The sequence below is a fragment of the Runella rosea genome (genome assembly GCF_003325355.1).
Lineage (GTDB): Bacteria > Bacteroidota > Bacteroidia > Cytophagales > Spirosomataceae > Runella > Runella rosea.
The window spans coordinates 1,876,589-1,895,582 of sequence record NZ_CP030850.1 but is presented as its reverse complement, the minus strand read 5'-3'; the positions used below and the strand labels follow the sequence as shown (position 1 = coordinate 1,895,582).

Annotated in this window: 21 protein-coding genes; 7 read left to right on the top strand and 14 right to left on the bottom strand. The window is 44.9% G+C overall.

Annotated elements, in window-relative coordinates:
• Positions 1 to 404 precede the first annotated feature (404 nt).
• The 3 genes from DR864_RS08130 to DR864_RS08120 all read left to right on the top strand — a co-directional run bounded on the left by DR864_RS08130 (position 405) and on the right by DR864_RS08120 (position 4,664).
• Positions 405 to 3,608 carry a CotH kinase family protein gene (locus DR864_RS08130; protein ID WP_162793643.1) on the top strand — a complete coding sequence of 1,068 codons (3,204 nt, stop codon included), beginning with the start codon at positions 405 to 407 and terminating at the stop codon, positions 3,606 to 3,608.
• A 79-nt stretch (positions 3,609 to 3,687) separates the two neighbouring features.
• Positions 3,688 to 4,395: a 2OG-Fe(II) oxygenase gene (locus DR864_RS08125; RefSeq protein WP_114066490.1), complete on the top strand. Its 708-nt coding sequence runs from the start codon at positions 3,688 to 3,690 to the stop codon at positions 4,393 to 4,395.
• Positions 4,392 to 4,664, top strand: coding sequence for an Ada metal-binding domain-containing protein (locus tag DR864_RS08120; protein ID WP_114066489.1), 273 nt, complete (start codon positions 4,392 to 4,394; stop codon positions 4,662 to 4,664). Before DR864_RS08125 ends, DR864_RS08120 begins: the two co-directional genes overlap by 4 nt.
• A gap of 45 nt (positions 4,665 to 4,709) precedes the next feature.
• On the opposite strand, the gene DR864_RS08115 is transcribed toward DR864_RS08120, so the two are convergent.
• Entirely contained in the window at positions 4,710 to 7,211 is a 2,502-nt protein-coding gene (locus tag DR864_RS08115) for a cation-translocating P-type ATPase (RefSeq protein ID WP_114066488.1), read from the bottom strand.
• A gap of 122 nt (positions 7,212 to 7,333) precedes the next feature.
• Between DR864_RS08115 and DR864_RS08110 the strand changes: the two genes are divergently transcribed.
• The 3 genes from DR864_RS08110 to DR864_RS08100 are packed head-to-tail and all read left to right on the top strand — an operon-like array spanning position 7,334 to position 10,559.
• Complete coding sequence (locus DR864_RS08110) at positions 7,334 to 9,514, top strand: penicillin acylase family protein (RefSeq protein ID WP_114066487.1); 2,181 nt, start codon at positions 7,334 to 7,336, stop codon at positions 9,512 to 9,514.
• A gap of 31 nt (positions 9,515 to 9,545) precedes the next feature.
• Positions 9,546 to 9,770 carry a DUF3820 family protein gene (locus DR864_RS08105; RefSeq protein ID WP_114066486.1) on the top strand — a complete coding sequence of 75 codons (225 nt, stop codon included), beginning with the start codon at positions 9,546 to 9,548 and terminating at the stop codon, positions 9,768 to 9,770.
• Positions 9,771 to 9,812: 42 nt separating this feature from the next.
• Positions 9,813 to 10,559 (top strand): hypothetical protein, encoded by a 747-nt coding sequence (locus tag DR864_RS08100; protein ID WP_114066485.1) that lies wholly within the window; start codon positions 9,813 to 9,815, stop codon positions 10,557 to 10,559.
• Positions 10,560 to 10,576: 17 nt separating this feature from the next.
• On the opposite strand, the gene DR864_RS08095 is transcribed toward DR864_RS08100, so the two are convergent.
• Complete coding sequence (locus DR864_RS08095) at positions 10,577 to 11,632, bottom strand: saccharopine dehydrogenase family protein (protein ID WP_114066484.1); 1,056 nt, start codon at positions 11,630 to 11,632, stop codon at positions 10,577 to 10,579.
• 161 nt (positions 11,633 to 11,793) lie between these two features.
• Between DR864_RS08095 and DR864_RS08090 the strand changes: the two genes are divergently transcribed.
• Positions 11,794 to 12,549, top strand: a complete 756-nt coding sequence (locus tag DR864_RS08090; RefSeq protein WP_114066483.1) for a DUF6503 family protein — start codon at positions 11,794 to 11,796, stop codon at positions 12,547 to 12,549.
• 3 nt (positions 12,550 to 12,552) lie between these two features.
• Here the strand turns inward: DR864_RS08090 and DR864_RS08085 are convergent, their stop codons facing one another.
• The 12 genes from DR864_RS08085 to DR864_RS08025 form a co-directional block, all read right to left on the bottom strand.
• Positions 12,553 to 12,945, bottom strand: coding sequence for a rhodanese-like domain-containing protein (locus DR864_RS08085; RefSeq protein ID WP_114066482.1), 393 nt, complete (start codon positions 12,943 to 12,945; stop codon positions 12,553 to 12,555).
• 8 nt (positions 12,946 to 12,953) lie between these two features.
• Complete coding sequence (locus tag DR864_RS08080; RefSeq protein ID WP_114066481.1) at positions 12,954 to 13,520, bottom strand: Tll0287-like domain-containing protein; 567 nt, start codon at positions 13,518 to 13,520, stop codon at positions 12,954 to 12,956.
• Positions 13,521 to 13,713: 193 nt separating this feature from the next.
• A complete protein-coding gene (locus tag DR864_RS08075) occupies positions 13,714 to 14,172 on the bottom strand; it encodes a DinB family protein (protein ID WP_114066480.1) in 459 nt (152 codons plus the stop codon).
• A gap of 224 nt (positions 14,173 to 14,396) precedes the next feature.
• A complete protein-coding gene (locus DR864_RS08065; protein WP_114066478.1) occupies positions 14,397 to 15,002 on the bottom strand; it encodes an arsenate-mycothiol transferase ArsC in 606 nt (201 codons plus the stop codon).
• Positions 15,003 to 15,101: 99 nt separating this feature from the next.
• Entirely contained in the window at positions 15,102 to 15,443 is a 342-nt protein-coding gene (locus DR864_RS08060) for an ArsR/SmtB family transcription factor (protein WP_114066477.1), read from the bottom strand.
• A gap of 363 nt (positions 15,444 to 15,806) precedes the next feature.
• Complete coding sequence (locus tag DR864_RS08055; protein WP_162793641.1) at positions 15,807 to 16,565, bottom strand: hypothetical protein; 759 nt, start codon at positions 16,563 to 16,565, stop codon at positions 15,807 to 15,809.
• 193 nt (positions 16,566 to 16,758) lie between these two features.
• The gene (locus DR864_RS08050; protein ID WP_114066475.1) at positions 16,759 to 16,962 is read right to left on the bottom strand and encodes a YgaP family membrane protein; all 204 of its coding nucleotides are present in this window, start codon (positions 16,960 to 16,962) and stop codon (positions 16,759 to 16,761) included.
• A 156-nt stretch (positions 16,963 to 17,118) separates the two neighbouring features.
• Positions 17,119 to 17,736: a Crp/Fnr family transcriptional regulator gene (locus DR864_RS08045; protein ID WP_114066474.1), complete on the bottom strand. Its 618-nt coding sequence runs from the start codon at positions 17,734 to 17,736 to the stop codon at positions 17,119 to 17,121.
• A complete protein-coding gene (gene trxA / locus DR864_RS08040) occupies positions 17,737 to 18,057 on the bottom strand; it encodes a thioredoxin (protein ID WP_229599590.1) in 321 nt (106 codons plus the stop codon).
• 34 nt (positions 18,058 to 18,091) lie between these two features.
• Positions 18,092 to 18,322: a hypothetical protein gene (locus DR864_RS08035; protein ID WP_114070201.1), complete on the bottom strand. Its 231-nt coding sequence runs from the start codon at positions 18,320 to 18,322 to the stop codon at positions 18,092 to 18,094.
• Positions 18,306 to 18,545 carry a hypothetical protein gene (locus DR864_RS08030; RefSeq protein ID WP_114066473.1) on the bottom strand — a complete coding sequence of 80 codons (240 nt, stop codon included), beginning with the start codon at positions 18,543 to 18,545 and terminating at the stop codon, positions 18,306 to 18,308. The genes DR864_RS08035 and DR864_RS08030 overlap by 17 nt, the downstream gene beginning before the upstream one ends.
• 50 nt (positions 18,546 to 18,595) lie before the next feature.
• A complete protein-coding gene (locus tag DR864_RS08025; RefSeq protein ID WP_114066472.1) occupies positions 18,596 to 18,922 on the bottom strand; it encodes a rhodanese-like domain-containing protein in 327 nt (108 codons plus the stop codon).
• Positions 18,923 to 18,994 lie beyond the last annotated feature (72 nt).

Sequence of the window (18,994 nt, the reverse complement as noted above, 5' to 3'; positions counted from 1 at the left end):
AATTGAGAACGTGTATATTCAAATGTTTGATGCATTTTTTATTATAAATGTATCTTAAAAAGAAAGACCGTTTGATAATTATTTCATAAAAATTAAAATAAATGAAATAATTATGCATTGTGATTAAGTGTAATTATTGATACCTTTTTTGTTAGAAAATCTAGCTGACTGTGTTAAAAGGTATATTTTTACCTACACATGCAGATATATTCGGAGGTTTTTTTCGAGCCTTAACAACCCATTGACTACGGCTTCGATGAACAAATTTATTATAACTATGTATGAAAAATAGTTTTGTCAATAGCCATTGTGCTGTTGATAAAATGGTCTGTACTTGGATGAGAGAACCCAAAAATTGCATCGCATTTTTAATAAAAATAAATCAGATTGAAGATAGGTTTGTTATGAAACATTTTTTATTTGGATTGATTTTTTTTCTGCATATCACCAGCCTGTGCGCACAAGTGAAAATAAATGAAGTGATGGCTTCCAATCAGAATACCATTACTGATAATGCTGGCGAATATTCGGATTGGATTGAGTTGTATAATTCAAGCGGTAGCCCCGTTGATTTGGCAGGTTTTTACATGACAGATACGTATTCTAATTTGATGAAATTTCGTTTTTCAACCACCCCTGGACAAGTGGTTGTACCTGCCAACGGATACTTGGTCATATGGGCGAGCAGTACCGTGTCAAGGGGGGCTAACCACACGAGTTTTTCGCTGTCAGCCGATGGAGAGCGGGTAGCGTTGGTGGATGATGACGGCGTTACGATTATAGATAGCCTTTCGTTCGGACCTCAGCCGATGGATATTTCTTACGGTCGGTTGCCCAACGGTGGAGTGGGCCTGAAGTATTTTAAACCTGCATCGCCCGGAGCGACCAACGTTGAGGCCAATAGCTACAATGAGTTGTTGGCTGCTCCTGCGTTTTCTCATTCAGGTGGATTTTATAACAGCTCGTTCATGCTATCCATGAATCATCCCGACCCAAGCGTTAAAATCTATTATACCATCGACGGCTCTGTGCCCGATTCTACAAAACTGACGCCCCAAAACTACGAATACCGCAATGCATTTCCGGGACCTAGTCTGTATCAGACCTATCAATCCTACAAATACACGAGCTCAATATCGGTGGTAGACCCTTCAAGTATGCCCAACAAAATCAGCATGATGGCGAGCACTCATAGTCAAATGTTGAATTATTTGCCTGCATCTCCCATCTATAAGGGTAAGATTGTCAGGGCAATAGCTGTGAAGCCTGGGGCATTGCCGAGCGAGATTACGTCGAGTTCGTTTTTCTTTTCGCCGAGTGGAGCCAATAAATTTACGCTGCCTGTGGTGTCAATCATGTCGCAAGAAGATGGATTGTTTGATTACTACAACGGGATTTATGTACCCGGGATTGATTTTGATAATTGGCGGTTGGCTAACCCGAATCAAGGCCCCGATACCGATAATCCTGCCAACTACCGCCGAACGGGCGAAGCGGCCGAACGAGCATCTCATTTTGAAATTATTGAGTCTGATACGGTGGTTTACAAACAAGATATAGGCCTTCGAATCCACGGCGGTTGGTCGCGCGGGTATCGGTTTAAGTCACTGAGAATCTACGGCACCGATCAATATAAAACCATCGAAAACTCAATATTTCCTGATTTGCCCTATTCGGAGTACAAAACGTTTATCTTGCGAAATTCGGGGAATGATTATGCGGGAACATTATTTAAAGATGCTTTCATCCACGGGTCGGTGGCACACCTGAAGATGGATATTCAGGCGTATAGGCCTTCCATTCTGTTTTTGAACGGAGAATATTGGGGCATTCATAACTTGCGCCAACGACAGGATAAGCATTATTATGCCCAAAAATACGGAGTAGATGCCGACAATCTGGACGTGATAGGGACGGAGGTAGACGAAGGTGACACACAGCACTACGACGCCATGCTCAATTATATCAACGTAAACAATATCTCCAACGCGACGCATTATAACTACATTAAGACCCAAATGGATGTGGAGAGTTTTATAGATTATGAGATTGCGGAGATTTACTACAACAACTGGGATTGGGGCCCCAACAACATCAAACTTTGGCGTTTGAGAACTCCCTACAACTCCAATGCAGCCTATGGTCATGACGGACGGTGGCGGTGGAGCCTCTACGATACCGACCACGCCATGACGGAGCCTACCCAAAACCGACTTTCGATTGCCTCAACCATTGGGACCGTTGGCAGCCCGGGGTTTTTGTTGGGTAAATTATTGCTGAATGAGACATTTAAGTTTGCGTTCATCAATCGTTTTGCCGATTTGATGAATACGGCCTTCCTACCCGCCCACCTCACGCAACTCGTCAATGCCAAACGCGACGGTATCAGCGCCGAAATTCCGGCCCACCTCGACCGTTGGAAAACACTGGCTAGTAGCACCGAGTGGTTAACTAAAATCAACGACTGTATTAATTTTATTCAACAGCGTCCCAACAATCAACGAGGACAGATTCAGGGGAAATTTGGCATCAGCGGTCAGTACGACCTGACGGTCAATGTATCTAATCCTGACCACGGTTACGTGAAAGTAAACACCATTGACATTTTACCAACGACGCCCGGCGTCAGTTCTACGCCTTACCCTTGGACAGGAAGGTATTACAACGGCATTCCCGTACAACTGCGGGCTTACGGAAAAACAGGTTATAAATTTAAACATTGGTCTTACAATGCAACAACCAGTACAGATTCTGTTTTGACCGTGACACCTGGTATTGTGTATACGGCGGTTTTCGAGGTAATGATTCTTTCTGAGAACCCAGTACCAGTAGCGGCAAGTTTGGAAGGTGCGTGTGGGTATAGTTTCAAAGAATGGTCGGATGTTTCAGCCGCAGGAACAAGTCCAGCTAATATGAAGTTTGTGTATATGGAAGATTCTGACCCTGGGGTTAATTCGGCTATAGTTGGTTTTACAACTGGGTTATATAATTTGACATCACGAACCCGTATTAAAGGATTAAATGCAGAAGGGGTTTCATTTATTAATACTGATAATGGAAATACGGGTTATCCGGGGGCAAAGCTTGGGGGGGCTATTTTAGCTTTAAGCACACAGAACAAAAGTGAAATAATAATTCGGTGGAAAGGGCGTACTAAATCAATAGGTGCACAGCAACATGCGATTCGTTTACAGTATCGTATCGGCGATATTGTGGATTTTGTAGATTTGTTAAATGAAAGTAATCAGGTAATAGAGTATAATCGGGGGCTTGTGGGCGATAGCGCGGTATTTGAAGTAAAATTGCCTGTTGCACTAATGAATCAGCCTTACATCCAATTACTTTGGCGTTATTATCGAAAGGTTGTTACGAGCGGTAGCCGCGACGAGTTGGGCGTAGATGATATTTTTGTGGAAACCAAGCGGGTGGTAAACGGACCAACGGTGGCAGGAGCAAGTACCCAGCAAGAAGGAATGCTGGTTTCGACGGCGAGCGTGGCAAGTACGTCGAATGTGCTTTACGATGCCAAACGGTTTGTTGAACTGAATCCGGGCTTCAATACAAGTCAAGGGGCGGTGTTTCGGGCCCAAATCAGCGGGTGTCCCTAACCTTCACACATTCCGCAAGAAACGGATTGTTGGGCTGTCGGCTTTCACGTTCTTTTGTTGAAAAAAGAACCGATAAATAATGCAACCAATAGTTCCTCTTTCCAGCCTCAACTGGAGCGAAGCCATTGAATCACTGAGTCAAAAGGGCTTCGCTTTTTTTTCTGACGTGGTGTCTCCCGAAGTATGTCACGCGTTAATTGAAATGTACGAGACCCCCGAAGCGTATCGCAGCGTAATTGATATGAAACGGTATAATTTCGGCCTTGGGGAATATAAGTATTTTTCATACCCGCTACCCGCCGTTATCGACCAACTTCGCAATGGATTATATCCGTATTTGGCTCCCGTTGCCAACGATTGGATGCGTAAATTGGGCATTCCTGTACATTATCCCGAAACGCTCAGTAGGTTTTTAGAATTATGTCACCAAAAGGGGCAACTTCGGCCCACTCCGCTGATTCTTAAATACAAGAATGGAGACTTTAATACCTTGCATCAGGATTTATACGGAGAAGTGTATTTCCCTTTTCAAGCGGTGTTATTTCTAACTGACTCCGAAAAAGACTACAAAGGCGGCGAATTTGTTATGACCGAACAGCGCCCCCGAATGCAGTCCAAGGCAATTGTACTTCGTCCGACTCAGGGTCAAATGCTGGTTTTTACGACTAATTTTAGACCCGTTTTAGGTACAAAAGGGTACTATCGAACGGCCATGCGGCACGGTGTCAGTGAAGTATTGGCGGGACAACGCTACAATGTTGGAATCATTTTTCATGACGCAAAATGAGAAAATACACAGAGTTGGGCCGTAATGTTTTTGGACGATTGAGAATGCTTTCAGCGTTGATTGGTACGGGTGAAATCTGTCTTGGTGGCAATTGTCACTTAAAAATTTACGGACAGCTTACCTGCGCGTCGGGCAAAAGACTCAAACCTCAAAACCGCGTTTTTTTTAAGAACGAAGAAGAGGCATTGCAGCATGGTTACCGACCCTGTGGACACTGTATGCCGAAAGAATATCAGGATTGGAAAAAAGAACGAGACTTGCAGTTTTGAGAAACCGCGACACTGATGCGCGTGCCGTTTCTCAAAACTTGATGATTACGGCTTTTGCCTACGTATCCACTTATATCCTTCAAACCAAATTACTGACCCGAAACCTACCAAAGCGGCGATTCCTACCTGAGGGAAGGCGAGGGGCGTTAGTTTGAAAAAGTCCGCAAAAACAGGGACGTAGACGAGCGCTGCAAGTAGTAAAATCGTGATACCAATGACCCCAACCAATAGGTTGTTTTTGTACCGAAAAGTGGTAAAAATAGATTCCTGAAACGAGCGGTTGACCAGCGTTAAAAATACATTAGCCATAACCAACGTCACAAAAACCATGGTCCGGGTCAGGTTTTCGTCATAGCCTTCTGCGACCGAATAGCGGTAGGAAAACAAAGTGCCTAGCGTAATAAATAAGCCTTGTACAATGCTGATAGATAACTCTTTGAGGTTTAGGAATGTGTCCGTGAGCGCCCTGGGTGGCTGCTTCATGGCGTTTCTTTCTAAGGGCTCATTTTCGTAAACAATGGAGCAGGTCGGCCCCATGATGAGTTCTAGAAAAATTACGTGTACGGGCGTAAAAATGGATGGATAAATCCAGCCCAAAATCAGCGGCAACGCTACCGTCAGAATGATGGGGATGTGTATGGATATGATGTATTGAATGGCTTTTTTGAGATTGGTGTAAATTTTTCTCCCCATCGCGACGGCATCTACCATTTTACCGAAATCATCATCCACCAAAATCAACGAAGAGGCCTGTTTGGCGATTTCTGAGCCACGTTTTCCCATTGCAATTCCGATGTGGGCTGCCTTGAGGGCTGGGCCGTCGTTGACGCCGTCGCCCGTCATGCCCACGATTTGGTGTTGGTCTTTTAAAGTATTGATAATTTTAAGCTTGGCTTCGGGAAACATACGGGTAAAGATGCTCGCTTTGCTGATTTTATCGGCCTGCTCTTCGGGACTTAGTTTAAGCAATTCGTCGCCCGTGATGGGAGGGAGCTTGCTCTTAAAATGGGCTTGTTTAGCAATGGAAGCGGTCGTGAGTGAATTGTCACCCGTGATGATTTTGACTTGAATACCAGCGTCATAAAATTGCTTGAAAACTTTGGAAATGTTACGTTTGGGCGGGTCATAAAATCCTACTAATCCTAAAAATCGAAACTCGAAATCCTGTTGATTTTTGGGAAAATCATTACCAGTAAAATCGGTTGTTCCTACGCCCAACACCCGGTATCCCTCTGCAGCAAAGTCGGCGACTTGTTGGAAGATGATGGCTTTTTGCTCGTTTGAAACGGAAGAATGTTGAATGATGGCCTCGGGTGCTCCTTTACAAGCAATGATACGTTTTCCTGACTCATTTTCAAAGAGATGCGTCATCATTGGGGGTTTGCCCGACAACGGATATTCATGAATAAATTTAAACAGTGGGCGCTCGTCGGTGGCAGTAATAGATGTGTATGCCTGATGCAGGGCCTTTTCCATGGGGTCAAAGGGGGCGGGTTCGCTGGCCCACATGGCAGTGGTGATGAGCTCTTGTGCGGCGGCCGAATCCCAATGGCCGCTTTGAGCAACTTGGTTGGTTTGCATCACATATATTTGATGCAATTCCATTTTGTTTTCGGTAATGGTGCCCGTTTTATCGGTGCATAACACCGTGGCCGAACCCAGCGCTTCCACGGTTTGGGTTTGTTTGACAATGACGCCCTGCTGCATCAATCGCCAAGCGCCCAAGGCCATAAATGAAGCAAATGCCACGGGAATTTCTTCGGGGAGTACCGACATAGCGATGGTCAACCCTTTGAGCAAACTTTCTAAAATATTGCGCGATTGCAAATAATTAATCCCCCAAATAATCAGGAAAACCACTACGCCAACGGCGGCCATTTTTTTGACAAAATTCTCAATTTGTATTTGTAAAGGTGTTTTTTCGGATTGAATTTCACTGAGCGATTGGCCGATTTGCCCCAATTTTGATTGCTTCCCCACGGCCGTTACTTCAAAAACACACTGTCCAGATTGCACTAATGAACCTCGGTAGACATGCCCATTTTCGTCGGAATTAAGCTCTTTTTGAATGGCAAAGGCTTCGCCCGTCAGCAGTGATTCGTTGACGGAGAAATCGTTGATTTGCCGTAGTTTGCCGTCGGCAGGAATGAGTTCTCCCTCTGAGGCTACGACGGTATCGCCGATGACCAACTCATCGACGGGAATTTCGACTAACTGATTGTTTCGAATCACCGTCGCGGCCGACTGCGTGTATGCTTTTAGGGCTTCTAGGGCTTTTTTACTGCGGGAGTCCTGATAAAAAGAGATGGCCGAAACCAGTAATATGGCCCCCAACATAAAGAAGCCTTCCGACAATTCGCCCAACGAAAAATAAATAATGGTACACGCGACCAAGAGCAGAAACATCGGCTCGGTAGCTGCTTCTTTGAGCGCTTGCCACCAAACATCGTTGTCACCTTTTTGGAGTGCATTGTTTCCGTTTTTTTCTAAGGAGTCTTCGATTTCAGCATCCGAAAGGCCTAGAAATGGATAAGGATTGACTGCCATAATAAAAAACCAGCCCTAATTTCTTTTGAGCTTGCAAGAGTTATTGATAAGTTTGCTAAATCTACAAAATAAACGTGGATAGCCCTGACTGATTTTCATCATCAAACTACTTTAAAACCCTTATGAAGCACCTTATCCTCCTGTTTCTATTACCGTTATCGGTATTTGCCCAAAAATTTACGCCCGCCGAAATCGCCCGCTATCAGCAGCAGGCAAACCGCGTCACCATCATTCGCGACAATTGGGGCATTCCGCACATCTACGGCAAGTCGGATGCCGATGCCGTTTTTGGATTGTTGTACGCCCAATGCGAGGATGATTTTAAACGCGTCGAATTGAATTATATTGAAAAATTGGGCCGAATGGCCGAGCTAAAAGGAGAGTCGGCTTTGTACAATGATTTGCAAATTAAGTTGTTGATTGATACCACGGAAGCGATTGCAGATTACAACAAAGCGGAGCCGTGGATGAAAAAACTGCTAAATGCCTATGCCGATGGTATTAATTACTATTTACTCAAAAATCCACAGGTAAAGCCAGCATTGCTAACCAAATTTCAACCTTGGTATCAACTATTGTGGACCGATGGCAGTATCGGGGCCATCAGCACGGCAGAGTTGACGGTGCCAGAATTGAAGAATTTCTATTCGGGAGAGGCCACCGCTGCCTTGGCCGAACCCAAAGACCCAGAGTACCAAACAGGCTCCAATGGCTTCGCATTTGCGCCTTCTAAAACGGCCTCAGGGAATGCCATTTTGTACATTAATCCCCACGTAACGTTTTATTTTCGACCAGAAGTGCAAGTCGTGAGCGAGGAGGGGCTTCACGCGTACGGGGCCGTAACTTGGGGGCAATTCTTTGTTTATCAGGGTTTTAATAAATATTGCGGCTGGATGCACACTTCATGTAACGTCGATGTAGCTGATATGTATGCCGAAAAGGTGACAAAAAAAGGTGATAAATTTTTCTACGAGTATGACCAAAAACTTAAGCCCGTTACGGAAAAGAAAATCACCATTAAATACCTCGACGGTGATGTTCTGAAAAGCAGAACATTTAACACTTATTATACGCATCACGGGCCGATTATGGCCAAGCGCGACGGCAAATGGGTAAGTCTGCGGTCGTATAATCGCTCCATGACGAGCTTGATTCAGAGCTGGAAGCGCACCAAAGCCAAAGGATTTGAAGACTATAAAAAAATTATGGACCTCAAAGCCAATACCTCAAACAGTACAGTTTTTGCGGACTACAAAGGAAATATTGCCTATTGGCACGGGAATTATGTGCCTATTCGTGATAAAAATCTAAACTGGTCGAAAGTAATGGATGGCACCACGCCCGCAACTGAATGGAAAGGACTGCATCCCGTGGAAGAGTCCGTTCATTTGTACAATCCCGTGAATGGCTGGCTGCAAAATTGTAACTCAACGCCTTTTACGGCGGCGGGGGTAAACAGCCCAAAGAAAGAAAATTTTCCGCCATACATGGCACCCGATGGCGAGAATTTTCGGGGGGTAAATGCCGTTCGAGTACTGAGTCAAGGAACAGGTTATACCCTCGACAAGGTGATTGCGTCGGGCTATGACACTTACCTTTCGGCGTTTGAAGTGCTGGTGCCCGCGTTGGTTAGTTCGTTTGAGAAAAATGTGAAGCCAACCGATTCGTTGTATTCGCAATTGAATGAGGCGGTTACGTTATTGAAAAATTGGGATTATCATACGTCTGAGAATTCTGTAGCGACTACGGTGGCCATCGAATGGGCCCAAAAACTGACGCCGACCATTACCCGTCTTTACATCAACGAAGGCGAAGCTGACCAAGTGACAATGACCAAACGCTTTGCTGCGGAAGCAACTTTAACTCAACTGACCGCGCCTTTGGCTTCCACCCTGAGCGACCTGAAAGGCAAGTTTGGAAAATGGCAAATGCCGTGGGGGGAAATCAACCGTTTTCAGCGTTTGACGGGCGATGTGCAATCCAAATACGATGACAACCAGCCGAGTTATCCCGTCAAATATGCGTCGGCGTTGTGGGGAATGCTGCCGTCGTATAACAGCCGCCCGTATCCAGGTACCAACAAGCGCTACGGCGTAAGCGGCAACAGCTTTATTTGTGCCGTTGAATTTGGCCCTCGTATTACCGCTAAGTCGCTGTTGGCGGGTGGCGAAAGCGGCGACCCTGCCTCTAAGCACTTTTTCGACCAAGGTTCGATGTACGCACAGGGGAAATTCAAAGATGTATTGTTTTACAAAGAAGATGTCTTGAAAAATGCCGAGCGGACGTATCATCCAGGGCAATAAAACCTTATTTTATTAAACAGAATGCCAACTAATGAGCGATTTTGATCCAAATTACTTGAAGGAATTAGTGACTTTTCAAATGCCTTTTGGCAAATACAAAGGAGTATTACTCTGTGATTTGCCCGAACCTTACTTGGTGTGGTTTCACAAAGAAGGCTTTCCGAACGGTAAGCTGGGGGTATTGTTGGCAACGATCTATGAAATTAAATTGAATGGATTAGAATACCTGCTGAAACCATTGCGAGAGAAGAAATAAAGGTTTTAGCAGGTATTTTTACTTTATAAACTAAACTTACGAATGAGAAAAATTGTAAAAGGATTGGGGATTTTCGTAGGGTTAGTGGCAGTGATTGGGTTAACTGCGTTTGCGTTCTTGAACGAAAAAAGACCAGTGGCACCACCAAGCGCTCAGGCCGATAGTTTAGCAAAAAAAATGCTGGTAGCGGTCAACAAATCGGCGTGGGACAGTACCCATATCGTCACGTGGAAATACGGCGGTGGTCATACGTACGTTTGGGATAAAAACAACAATTTTGTTTTTGTCAATTGGGGCGACTATCGGGTTTTATTGAACCTCCAAACTTGGGAAAAGGGGAGGGCATTCAAAGGAACTGAAGAAGTAAAAGGGCCAGATTTGGATGTGGTTCGTGGAAAAGCATGGGCATATTTTTGCAACGATTCGTTTTGGTTGATTGCTCCTTTCAAAGTGTTTGACGAAGGAACCACCCGTAGTTTGGTGCCCAATCAAAACGGTACCAACGATTTATTGGTCAGTTATGCCAGCGGAGGAGTTACACCAGGCGATGCCTACCTCTGGAAGCTCGACACCAACGGATTGCCTTTATCCTACAAAATGTGGGTAAAAGTCCTTCCCGTCGGAGGGGTATTGGCTACGTGGGAGGGGTGGAGCAAACAGCCCTCTGGGGTAATGTTGCCCAGTTTTCATCAACTTGGACCGTTGAAACTGCCTATAGAAGACCTCAGAACAGGACGGTCACTGACCGAAACAGGCGTGAGTGGCTCTATTTTTGACCCGATTCGGTAATGATTTTTGAGAAAGAATCAACTTGGTTCTTTCTCGAAAGTTACTCCCTTTATTTCCGTAACCAATGCATAGCCAAACAGCCCCGCTGGGGTTTGGTAGCCTGCTACATTCTTTAAATCCAATATTTTTTGGGTGATGCGCAACGAAGCCTCTGCGGTCAATTTGTAACCTTCGGGGGTGACCAAACGTGCTTCGACGGTTTTGCCTTCGGTATTTGTGGCCTTGCCCCAAATGAATGATTGTCCTTTTTGGGACTGATGTTCGGTCGGTCCCGTTATTTTTTTATCAACGTAGTTTTGCAATTGTTTTTTGATAAAACGACTGCGTAAAATAGGGTTGAACAAAAATTGTAGCTTCATGAACCAATACGCCAACTTTGGTACACCCACGTAGGTTTCGATGTTGGGAATACCCGTGGTATGATGCGCAGTAGAGACATCTCCCCACGGAATGGTCATGGCGAAGTGTTTAAACTTACCGAAATCAATTATTTTGCCTTTGTCACCCATCGGTTTGGGCACTATTACCCCGTTTTCTCGGGCTGCGCCCGCATTACCGAGGTTTTCGAGCATGGTGGTCACGGTGCCGTGCGACACGCTGCCACCGACGTTGGTAAAGGCCAATTCAAGGTGTGTAGCGTCGGGGAGTTTTGTGTGGAGTAGCTTGGCTAGGCAGTCCGTCGGAACCACGTCAAAGCCTACGCCGGGCATGAGTATGATTTTACTTTTAAGGGCTTGCGCGTGATATGATTTGATTTTTTCAAATACTTCAATCTCACCCGTAATGTCCAAATAGTGCGTTTTGGCGGCCAAGCAGGCTTCTACTAAGGGTTGGGCGGTTCGGGTAAAGGGACCAGCACAATTCAGAACCAACGGAAATTTTTCGATTTGTTTGACGATATTTTCGCGATTATTCAGGTCAAAAATCAGGTACTTAAGCCCGTGTTTTTCGGCCAAGGATTTGATTTTGGCTTCACTTCGTCCCGCAATGACAGGTTTTTGGCCTTGCTTTACCGCCAACTCGACGATAAGTGTGCCCGTAAATCCGCTTGCGCCGTAGATAAGAAATGACATGATGATTGAGGTTTAGAGGGTAAAGGTAACAGCTAAAAGGCAGCGACCCGATGGAGAGAGAAAATAAAGCTAATTGAAGCGGTTAGTCTTGAAAATAACGTAGTTTAGCAACAAAAATGCCGATTTGTCGGTTTAACTGTTCTACCTAAATCTTGGTCTCTATGTTAAGATTAGTTTGTTTTCTTATCTTCTTAAGTGGTTGTATTGCCTGTAATAACGCCAACCAAAACAGCAAAGCTAAGGAAAGTCCCGTTGATAAAAAGGCCAAAGAAATAGTTGACAAATGCATTGAAGCCCACGGTGGCAAACATTACGAAGCCTTTGATGTGTCGTTTGACTTTCGAAAATTTAAGGTTCACTTAAAACAAACGGGTACTCAATTTACCTACGAGCGCACCACCACTGATTCCCTAAACAACGTGTACCATGATATTTTGACCAACGAAAGTTTTGTCAGAAAGCGCAATGATACAACTCAGGTGCTTTCCGAAAAAGATACCGCTAAATACCGTGAAGGTATCAATGCTATCGCGTATTTTGTGTTGCTTCCTTTCAAGCTCTCGGAGCCTGCCGTTATTCTAAAATACATAGGTGAAATAAGCATTGACAATCAAAAATACCACAAAATCAGGGTTACTTTTGAGCAGGAAGGTGGCGGTAAAGACCACGAAGATGAGTTTTGTTATTGGATAAATCAATCCACCAATACGCTCGATTACCTTTCGTATGCCAACGGTGGCCCGCGCTTGCGTAAAGCCGTCAAGCGTGACACCGTTGGCGGGATAGTGTTTCAGAATTATGAGAACTACGAAATTTTGGACAAAACCATCCCCACCACGGAGTACGATAAAGCCTTTTTGGCAGGAAAGTCTAAATTGCTTTCTATGATTGAGCAGAGCAATTACGTAGCCAAATGACGGTTATTGGGCCACAATGGCGGTTGAATACCCCGCTGCTCGCCATCCGTTGAGGCCCCCGTCTAGGTTATAGACTTTTTTGAACCCTTTTTCTAGCAATAATTCGCCCGCGCTGGCGCTGCGACCACCCGTAGCGCAATAGACCAACACAGGTTTATTTTTGTCGAGTTTGGCAATCTGTTTTTCAAAATCGGGACCGTTATAATCCATGTGAATGGCCTGCGGAATAACACCACCCACGAGTTCGGGACCAGTGCGGACATCTACCACTACCTCGTCGGGGAGGGTATCTATGAGGTTTTGAAAGGTTTTGGCGTCAATAGTTTGTGCTTTTTGGCCCGATGAGCAAGCTCCAAGCCCAAAGATGAATCCGAGAAGAAATAGACTGTTTTTCATTTAACTTTTCATTGTTTGGTGACGAACGTCAGCTTCCATGCGCCTCTTAATTCGCCCATGGCGTAGCCAGTTGCTTTGTCAAAACGGTATTTTCGTTGAATTGTTTTCAGCGTGGCGGCTTCAATGTCCTGCTTGGGTTTGCCGTGGCATTGCAGGCAGGTAGGCATCCCGATTTTGATGGGTTTGTAATAAACGTAGCCCTTTGAAACCTGCACGAGCGTGTCTTTCAGGGAGTTGGCGGCAAAAAGATCCAGTATTTTTTTGTCAAACAGCGATGCGGCATTATCAGGATTACGGTTTTTGGCCGAAATTCGCTGAATCTCCACCTGATGTTTCTGAGAAAGTGCTTTGGTGAGCGGCACGGCATTTTCGTTGCAATAATCTACCGCATAGGCCGCGCCGCCTTTTTCAATCGCTCCCAATAAGTTGGAAATGAGACTTTGTTGGGCCTGTAAGCTGAGCGAATCACCGAGCTTATGGTAATTGACGGTTTGTTGGGGTGTTTGTGGTGATTTGAAGGCGGTTATTAATACCGCTGACAGAAAAAAAGCACCGGAAAAAAGTAAAGGTTTCATACGAAAAGGGTTTTCAGTTTGACTTTGCCGGTAAATACAGCCTCAATTTAGACTTTTCAGCTTTGATTTTGTCCACGTAGCCCTTGTTTTTAGGGCTCTACTCACAAAATTAACGTAAATGGTGCTGTTTTTGGAGTGATAAATTTCCTGCTTTTTTTGGAATAAAAGCCTAATCATTAACTTTTTCGACCAGTCAAACCATTCCGTATTTTAAGACAATGCCCAGCTGTCCCGCATGGTAAGCCGTGTGTGAAACAATGCGTCCGAGGGCTTCGGCTTTGGTCTTGGCGCCAAATTCTTTGGTGGTAATGCTGCTTTGCCAGTCGGCGTCGGTTTGGGCCAAAATAGCTTTTTCTAAGCACTCAAAAGCCTCTTGCTGATAAGCTAACAGTTCGGATAAATTCGTCCATTCGCCCGTGTCTCGTTGGGCAATAACCGTCTTGGCGGATACTTTTAAGTCAGTTTGTCCGAACACATTTTTGCTAAAAAGTAACTCCACATCCGCCACGTGCCGTATCAGAAAACCCGCGCTGTTGGGACTATCTCCGAGTTTTTTGGTGAGGTCGCTTTCCGTAATATTCTTCAACTGATTGGAAAAACGTGTACGGGCTTCGGTCCATAGGGGTAGTAATAATTGCGTATTTACATCCATAGGTTCAAAATGATTTTAGGCACTATTTCGATTTGCTTTTCTGAAAAGCAATTTTGTAAAATACCCAGCCAAAACCGCCGACCAAGTGTAACATGACGATGAAAAAAATAAAAGCGGCCATTTGTAACGATTGATTTTTGTACGCCGTAAATCTGCAACTTAATCAGCAAAGAAACGGTGACTTTGGTCACATAAAACCCATTTTAAGGCTTTATTTTAATGATTTACACGTTGTTAAACACCCATTTCATCTCGGTCGCAATCTGCCGACAGCGTGCGTCGTAGGTGGCGGCTTCTTCGGGGGTGTCGTCGGAAACTTTGGGGTCGATGTACATAATGGGCAGGCGCCGCTCGGCACCAGGAATAAACGGGCAGTTGGCTTCGGCGTGGTCGCAGGTCATGACTGCCGCAAAACCTTGGGTTGGGTTGGGGGATTGGTCATAGACTTTGGAAAAAGCAATGATGGGTGCCGTCAAATCATCAAAACTAATTTCGTACAAAGGATTTTCAGATTCAGTGGTCTTTGTTACTTTTAATCCTGCCCGCTCAAAAGCCGCAATCGTGCGGGGATTGCAGGCGGTGGCTTCTGTTCCTCCCGAAAAAGAATGAACATTTTTAATCCCAAAATAAGCCGCCGCTACCTGCGCCCACACTTGCCCCAAGTGACTGCGACGAGAATTGTGCGTACAGATAAACGTCAGATTAATAGGTTGTTGTGATGTTATTTTTGCTTTTACGTAATTTGCCAACGGTTGCAAAACAGCTTGGCGTTCTGTGGAAACTTCGTCGAGATTGAGAGCTTCAAAGTAATGTTTTACGCTAGGAATCATGGTTGTTGCCTGCGGTCATAGTGTGAGGGAATTGTCTAAAAAGGAAAGTTTTTTTTGAGACGTAGTGTAATGGTTTTAAAACTTCACTGTCTGATCAGATTAGCAACATGATTGCGCCTGGATTGGCGCATTTTTGGCCAGTTCAGTAAAAACCCCAAATTGATTCACAAACTGGTTGAATACCTCCCAATCGATGCAGTAACAAGAGGTTTTTCCTTCGATGGTGCCTTTGATAAGCCCGATGGATTTTAATTCCTTCAAGTGTTGAGATACCGTGGCCTGCGCCAACGGCAAGCCTTCCACGATTTCGCCGCAAATGCAGATCTTTTGTTGAGCCAATAGTTTCAGAATCGCGATGCGTGCTGGATGAGCAATGGCTTTGGCAAAATCGGCTAAGGCGATTTCGTCAGCAAGAAAATCCATTTTTCGGTTAGTAGCCATTGGATTTGTTATTATATATCGCAAATATACGATGAATGCTTCTTTTATTACATCATCTTTATTTTCAATCTGCCCGATAGTTGTTTTTAAATAGCGTTTGTAGAAAAGAAAAATTGGTTGTAAAAAAACAAAGTCGGGCCAAATAACCCGACTTTGTCTGCTTCTAAACCCTAACCTATGATAAAATAATGATTGTTTTCGATGGCTGTATGTGTTTCACATTGACGATGTAAAATTGGCTCTTTTACCGAAAACTTGAAAAATGATTCCCTTGAACTGTCAAATTTGCGGATTAGAGTGTATAAATAGGCCAACGAATCGTGGCACTACAATCTGTTGCTTCCGCAGTCTTTGTTTTGGCGATTAACTGTTTGTTTCCACCACCTCTACGTCGGTGCGGAGCAGGATGCCCGTGGCCAGTGCTGCCATGATGGTACGGGTTTCGGCGTCCAACGAAGGGTCAATCCAAACCGTGCCGTTGTTGAGGGTAGATACTGCTCCTACAACCTTGCCATTGAGGACAAACTCGTGCCCATATACCCCCATTTTTTTGAGCCACTCGGGCTGGTTTTCCAGTCCGCGAACAGCTTTGATTTCAATGGTTTGGACGTAGTTTCGGGCGTAGCCCGCTGATTCTCTTTGTTTCAAGAAATCACCGTTGGGATTGTACAAAACAAAATCCCAGGTGTCTTCTTGTGCAGTCAGGATGGTCCCCGCAAAATAATTTTCGTATTGAAGCGGGATGCTAAAAAAGTCTTGTACCAAACTCAAATCGTTGCTTTTAAAACGACTGACGCAGGATACCTTGACCGCGCGGCCTTCGGGACTGAATTGCGTAAAACTGAGTTTTTCCTGTGCGCCCTGAAACCTGAGAATAAACGGTACATCGTAACTTCGGGTCCAGCCGCGCTTGACTTTATCGGTGCGGTAGTCGCCGTAGCGAATAACCTGCCCAATCTGGAATCCCTGACGGCCTTTTACAGGCATGGCGGTGGCGTTTAGTTCTGGCGTGAAAGCCACTTGTGCGGTTTTGCAGCTTGACAAAAGCCCCCCGCCCAGCAGGAATACGAATGCGAAGCTTTTTAGGGATAAAGAGAATGTTTTAGATTCATTGAATTTCATGGCGATGCTGTTTTGGTTCAAATACACCCCAAAATTCGCGTCAATCACCATGAGAAAAATGACTTTTTTCTTGAATTGAGAAAGATTTGGGTTGAATTGGGGTTTTTGGCGCACGAAACCCGCTGACAAGGCACAAAAAAACCTGCTTTGGTCAAGAGCAGGTTGTAAAGGCTAATATAGAGGCTATAATTGCCTATTTCGCTGGACAAGTATTCAAGCCAAAAATAGTATATAAAGGGCAAAAACTCACCACGCTTGTTAGCGCGAAAATGGCGGCTACCACCAGCGCTATGATGCCGAGTGTGCCCGTAAGGGTTCCCGTAAAATACAGTGCAACGGCGATAGCGGCTACAATAAGGCGAATAATGCGGTCGGTGCCGCCCATGTTAGGTTTCATGTTCGTAAGATGTTTTTAGTGTTTAATGCCTTCAATCAGAAAATACAAACCCACCAATAGCACCGCGCAAAGCAGGCATACAACGATGAGTTTTGTGGTGTTTGATTTCATGGGGTAAAGGTCGGACTAAAAACCCCTTCGAGTCAGTAACATAGGTTACAACCGTACCTCAATTCCGTCGGAATATTGGGCAATTTTCTTTTCGTGTTCCAATTTTTTGGTCACACGACTGATGACCTCCCGAGAAGTGCCCATGGCGTCGGCGATTTCGCGGTGCCGAATTTTAATGAAGGATGTTTCCTGCTGACGGGCTTTTTCGCGCAGGAAAGCCAGAATGCGGTTGTCAAGATTATCAAACAAAAGGGCGTTGATGGTTTGGAGCAAATCTGTGTAGCGCAGATTGTTGAGTAGGTGAAAGAAAACGTTAAATTCAGGATACAGTTTGGACCACGAGCGCACCCATTCGGAAGGCAAAAGCAGCAACTCGGTTTCGGCCTCCGTAACGGCCACAATCTTACTGGATTCTTCCTGAATTACCCCAAAAAAAGACATAATGCAACTTTCGTTGGGGTGAATATAATACAGCAAGAACTCACGCTCTTCGTTGCGCGTGATGACTTTGACCAGTCCCGACAGTACAATCGGGACGGCCTGAATGTATTGACCAGCCCGCAGTATTTCTACACCCGCTGGAATGGTTTTGGGAATTCCTTTTTGGAGCATCTCCTGACGGAGATTGTCGGGAAAAATGTTGAATTGGGGTGGCAGTGTCATCTATTGCGCTTGCGTAGCCAATTGATTTACAATTTGTTCCAGCTGTTTTTTCTGAACTACGCCCGACTGCCGCCATACGATTTTCCCTTTCTGAAAAAGAATCAAGGTTGGAACACCCTGAATGCGGTAGGTTTGGGATGCTGCAGGGTTTTTATCGACGTCGATTTTAATGACGCGCACGCGGTCGCCCATTTGGGAAGCGAAATCTTTCAAAATCGGTGACATCATTTTGCAAGGACCGCACCATTCGGCAAAAAAATCCACCAAAACGGGCGTTTCACTCTGAATTATTTCATTAAATGTCTGTTTCTTTTCCATGATCTGTTGTTGTTTAAAGATAAAAAATACGCCCTGATTACTTCTCGGCGTCGTTGCGGCGTGGCATAAATTTACTGAGTTGTAAATCTTGCAACATTCCACCTCCAAAATACCCCATCAATGCGCCATAAGGTACCATAGTTTGCCACTGAGATTTGAGCGGACAGGTTCCGGTCAGGCACCCAATTTCTTTCCAGTACCAATACCCGCCGATGGCCCCTGCCACTGCTCCCAGCCAGCCCCAAGGCATATTACTTAACTTCTTCATATTGTGTTTCTTCAATGGTTTTTGGGGCACTTTGTCGGGTGTTTGGCGCGGCGCAACCGCCCGAACCGCAGCATCCTACATTCATAACCGCCTGCAAGGCAAACAATCCTCCTAGCAATCCCAGAAGCGGTTGATGATCAACAAAGGCGGAATAGATGAGCCACAAGCTCATCCCCATCCGCAAAATTCGCATAAAATCCCAATTCTTGAGTACCGCCGTCATAATCGGTTATTATTTTTATGAATAAACAATTTAGCTACTTACAAAGTGCCCTAGTAGGGCCAGCTCATCATCCCGCCCGATAGGTTATAAACGTGCTCAAAGCCCGCATTTCCCATCATTTTACAGGCTTGACCGCTACGGTTGCCGCTGCGACAATACACAAAATAAGTTTTGCTTTTGTCTAATTTGCCAATTTTTTGTTGGAAATCAGCGCTCATTAAATCAATATTGATGGCACCCTTGATGGCGCCCGAACGCATTTCGGCAGCGGTACGCACGTCTAATACCACGGCATTAGGCGTTTCGTCAATCAATTGTTTAAAGTTTGAAGCGTTAACGTCTTCGTAATTTTTTTTGGTTTTAAGGAAGTCAAACATGGTCTTTGTCGGTTTTGATTTTAATTTGATACGACAAAGTTCCGAACTAGCAGAGGCTTGTACAGTGATATT

Excerpts from the sequence above, each read along its gene's own strand:
- DR864_RS08090 (WP_114066483.1), top strand. The coding sequence starts at position 11,794 with ATGTTAAGATTAGTTTGTTTTCTTATCTTCTTAAGTGGTTGTATTGCC.
- DR864_RS08030 (WP_114066473.1), bottom strand. The coding sequence starts at position 18,545 with ATGACGGCGGTACTCAAGAATTGGGATTTTATGCGAATTTTGCGGATG.
- DR864_RS08115 (WP_114066488.1), bottom strand. The coding sequence starts at position 7,211 with ATGGCAGTCAATCCTTATCCATTTCTAGGCCTTTCGGATGCTGAAATC.
- DR864_RS08075 (WP_114066480.1), bottom strand. The coding sequence starts at position 14,172 with ATGGATGTAAATACGCAATTATTACTACCCCTATGGACCGAAGCCCGT.
- DR864_RS08060 (WP_114066477.1), bottom strand. The coding sequence starts at position 15,443 with ATGGCTACTAACCGAAAAATGGATTTTCTTGCTGACGAAATCGCCTTA.
- DR864_RS08130 (WP_162793643.1), top strand. The coding sequence starts at position 405 with ATGAAACATTTTTTATTTGGATTGATTTTTTTTCTGCATATCACCAGC.
- DR864_RS08120 (WP_114066489.1), top strand. The coding sequence starts at position 4,392 with ATGAGAAAATACACAGAGTTGGGCCGTAATGTTTTTGGACGATTGAGA.
- DR864_RS08025 (WP_114066472.1), bottom strand. The coding sequence starts at position 18,922 with ATGTTTGACTTCCTTAAAACCAAAAAAAATTACGAAGACGTTAACGCT.
- DR864_RS08035 (WP_114070201.1), bottom strand. The coding sequence starts at position 18,322 with ATGAAGAAGTTAAGTAATATGCCTTGGGGCTGGCTGGGAGCAGTGGCA.
- DR864_RS08045 (WP_114066474.1), bottom strand. The coding sequence starts at position 17,736 with ATGACACTGCCACCCCAATTCAACATTTTTCCCGACAATCTCCGTCAG.
- DR864_RS08100 (WP_114066485.1), top strand. The coding sequence starts at position 9,813 with ATGAGAAAAATTGTAAAAGGATTGGGGATTTTCGTAGGGTTAGTGGCA.
- DR864_RS08080 (WP_114066481.1), bottom strand. The coding sequence starts at position 13,520 with ATGAAACCTTTACTTTTTTCCGGTGCTTTTTTTCTGTCAGCGGTATTA.
- DR864_RS08050 (WP_114066475.1), bottom strand. The coding sequence starts at position 16,962 with ATGAAACCTAACATGGGCGGCACCGACCGCATTATTCGCCTTATTGTA.
- DR864_RS08065 (WP_114066478.1), bottom strand. The coding sequence starts at position 15,002 with ATGATTCCTAGCGTAAAACATTACTTTGAAGCTCTCAATCTCGACGAA.
- DR864_RS08125 (WP_114066490.1), top strand. The coding sequence starts at position 3,688 with ATGCAACCAATAGTTCCTCTTTCCAGCCTCAACTGGAGCGAAGCCATT.
- DR864_RS08105 (WP_114066486.1), top strand. The coding sequence starts at position 9,546 with ATGAGCGATTTTGATCCAAATTACTTGAAGGAATTAGTGACTTTTCAA.
- DR864_RS08110 (WP_114066487.1), top strand. The coding sequence starts at position 7,334 with ATGAAGCACCTTATCCTCCTGTTTCTATTACCGTTATCGGTATTTGCC.
- DR864_RS08095 (WP_114066484.1), bottom strand. The coding sequence starts at position 11,632 with ATGTCATTTCTTATCTACGGCGCAAGCGGATTTACGGGCACACTTATC.
- DR864_RS08055 (WP_162793641.1), bottom strand. The coding sequence starts at position 16,565 with ATGAAATTCAATGAATCTAAAACATTCTCTTTATCCCTAAAAAGCTTC.
- DR864_RS08085 (WP_114066482.1), bottom strand. The coding sequence starts at position 12,945 with ATGAAAAACAGTCTATTTCTTCTCGGATTCATCTTTGGGCTTGGAGCT.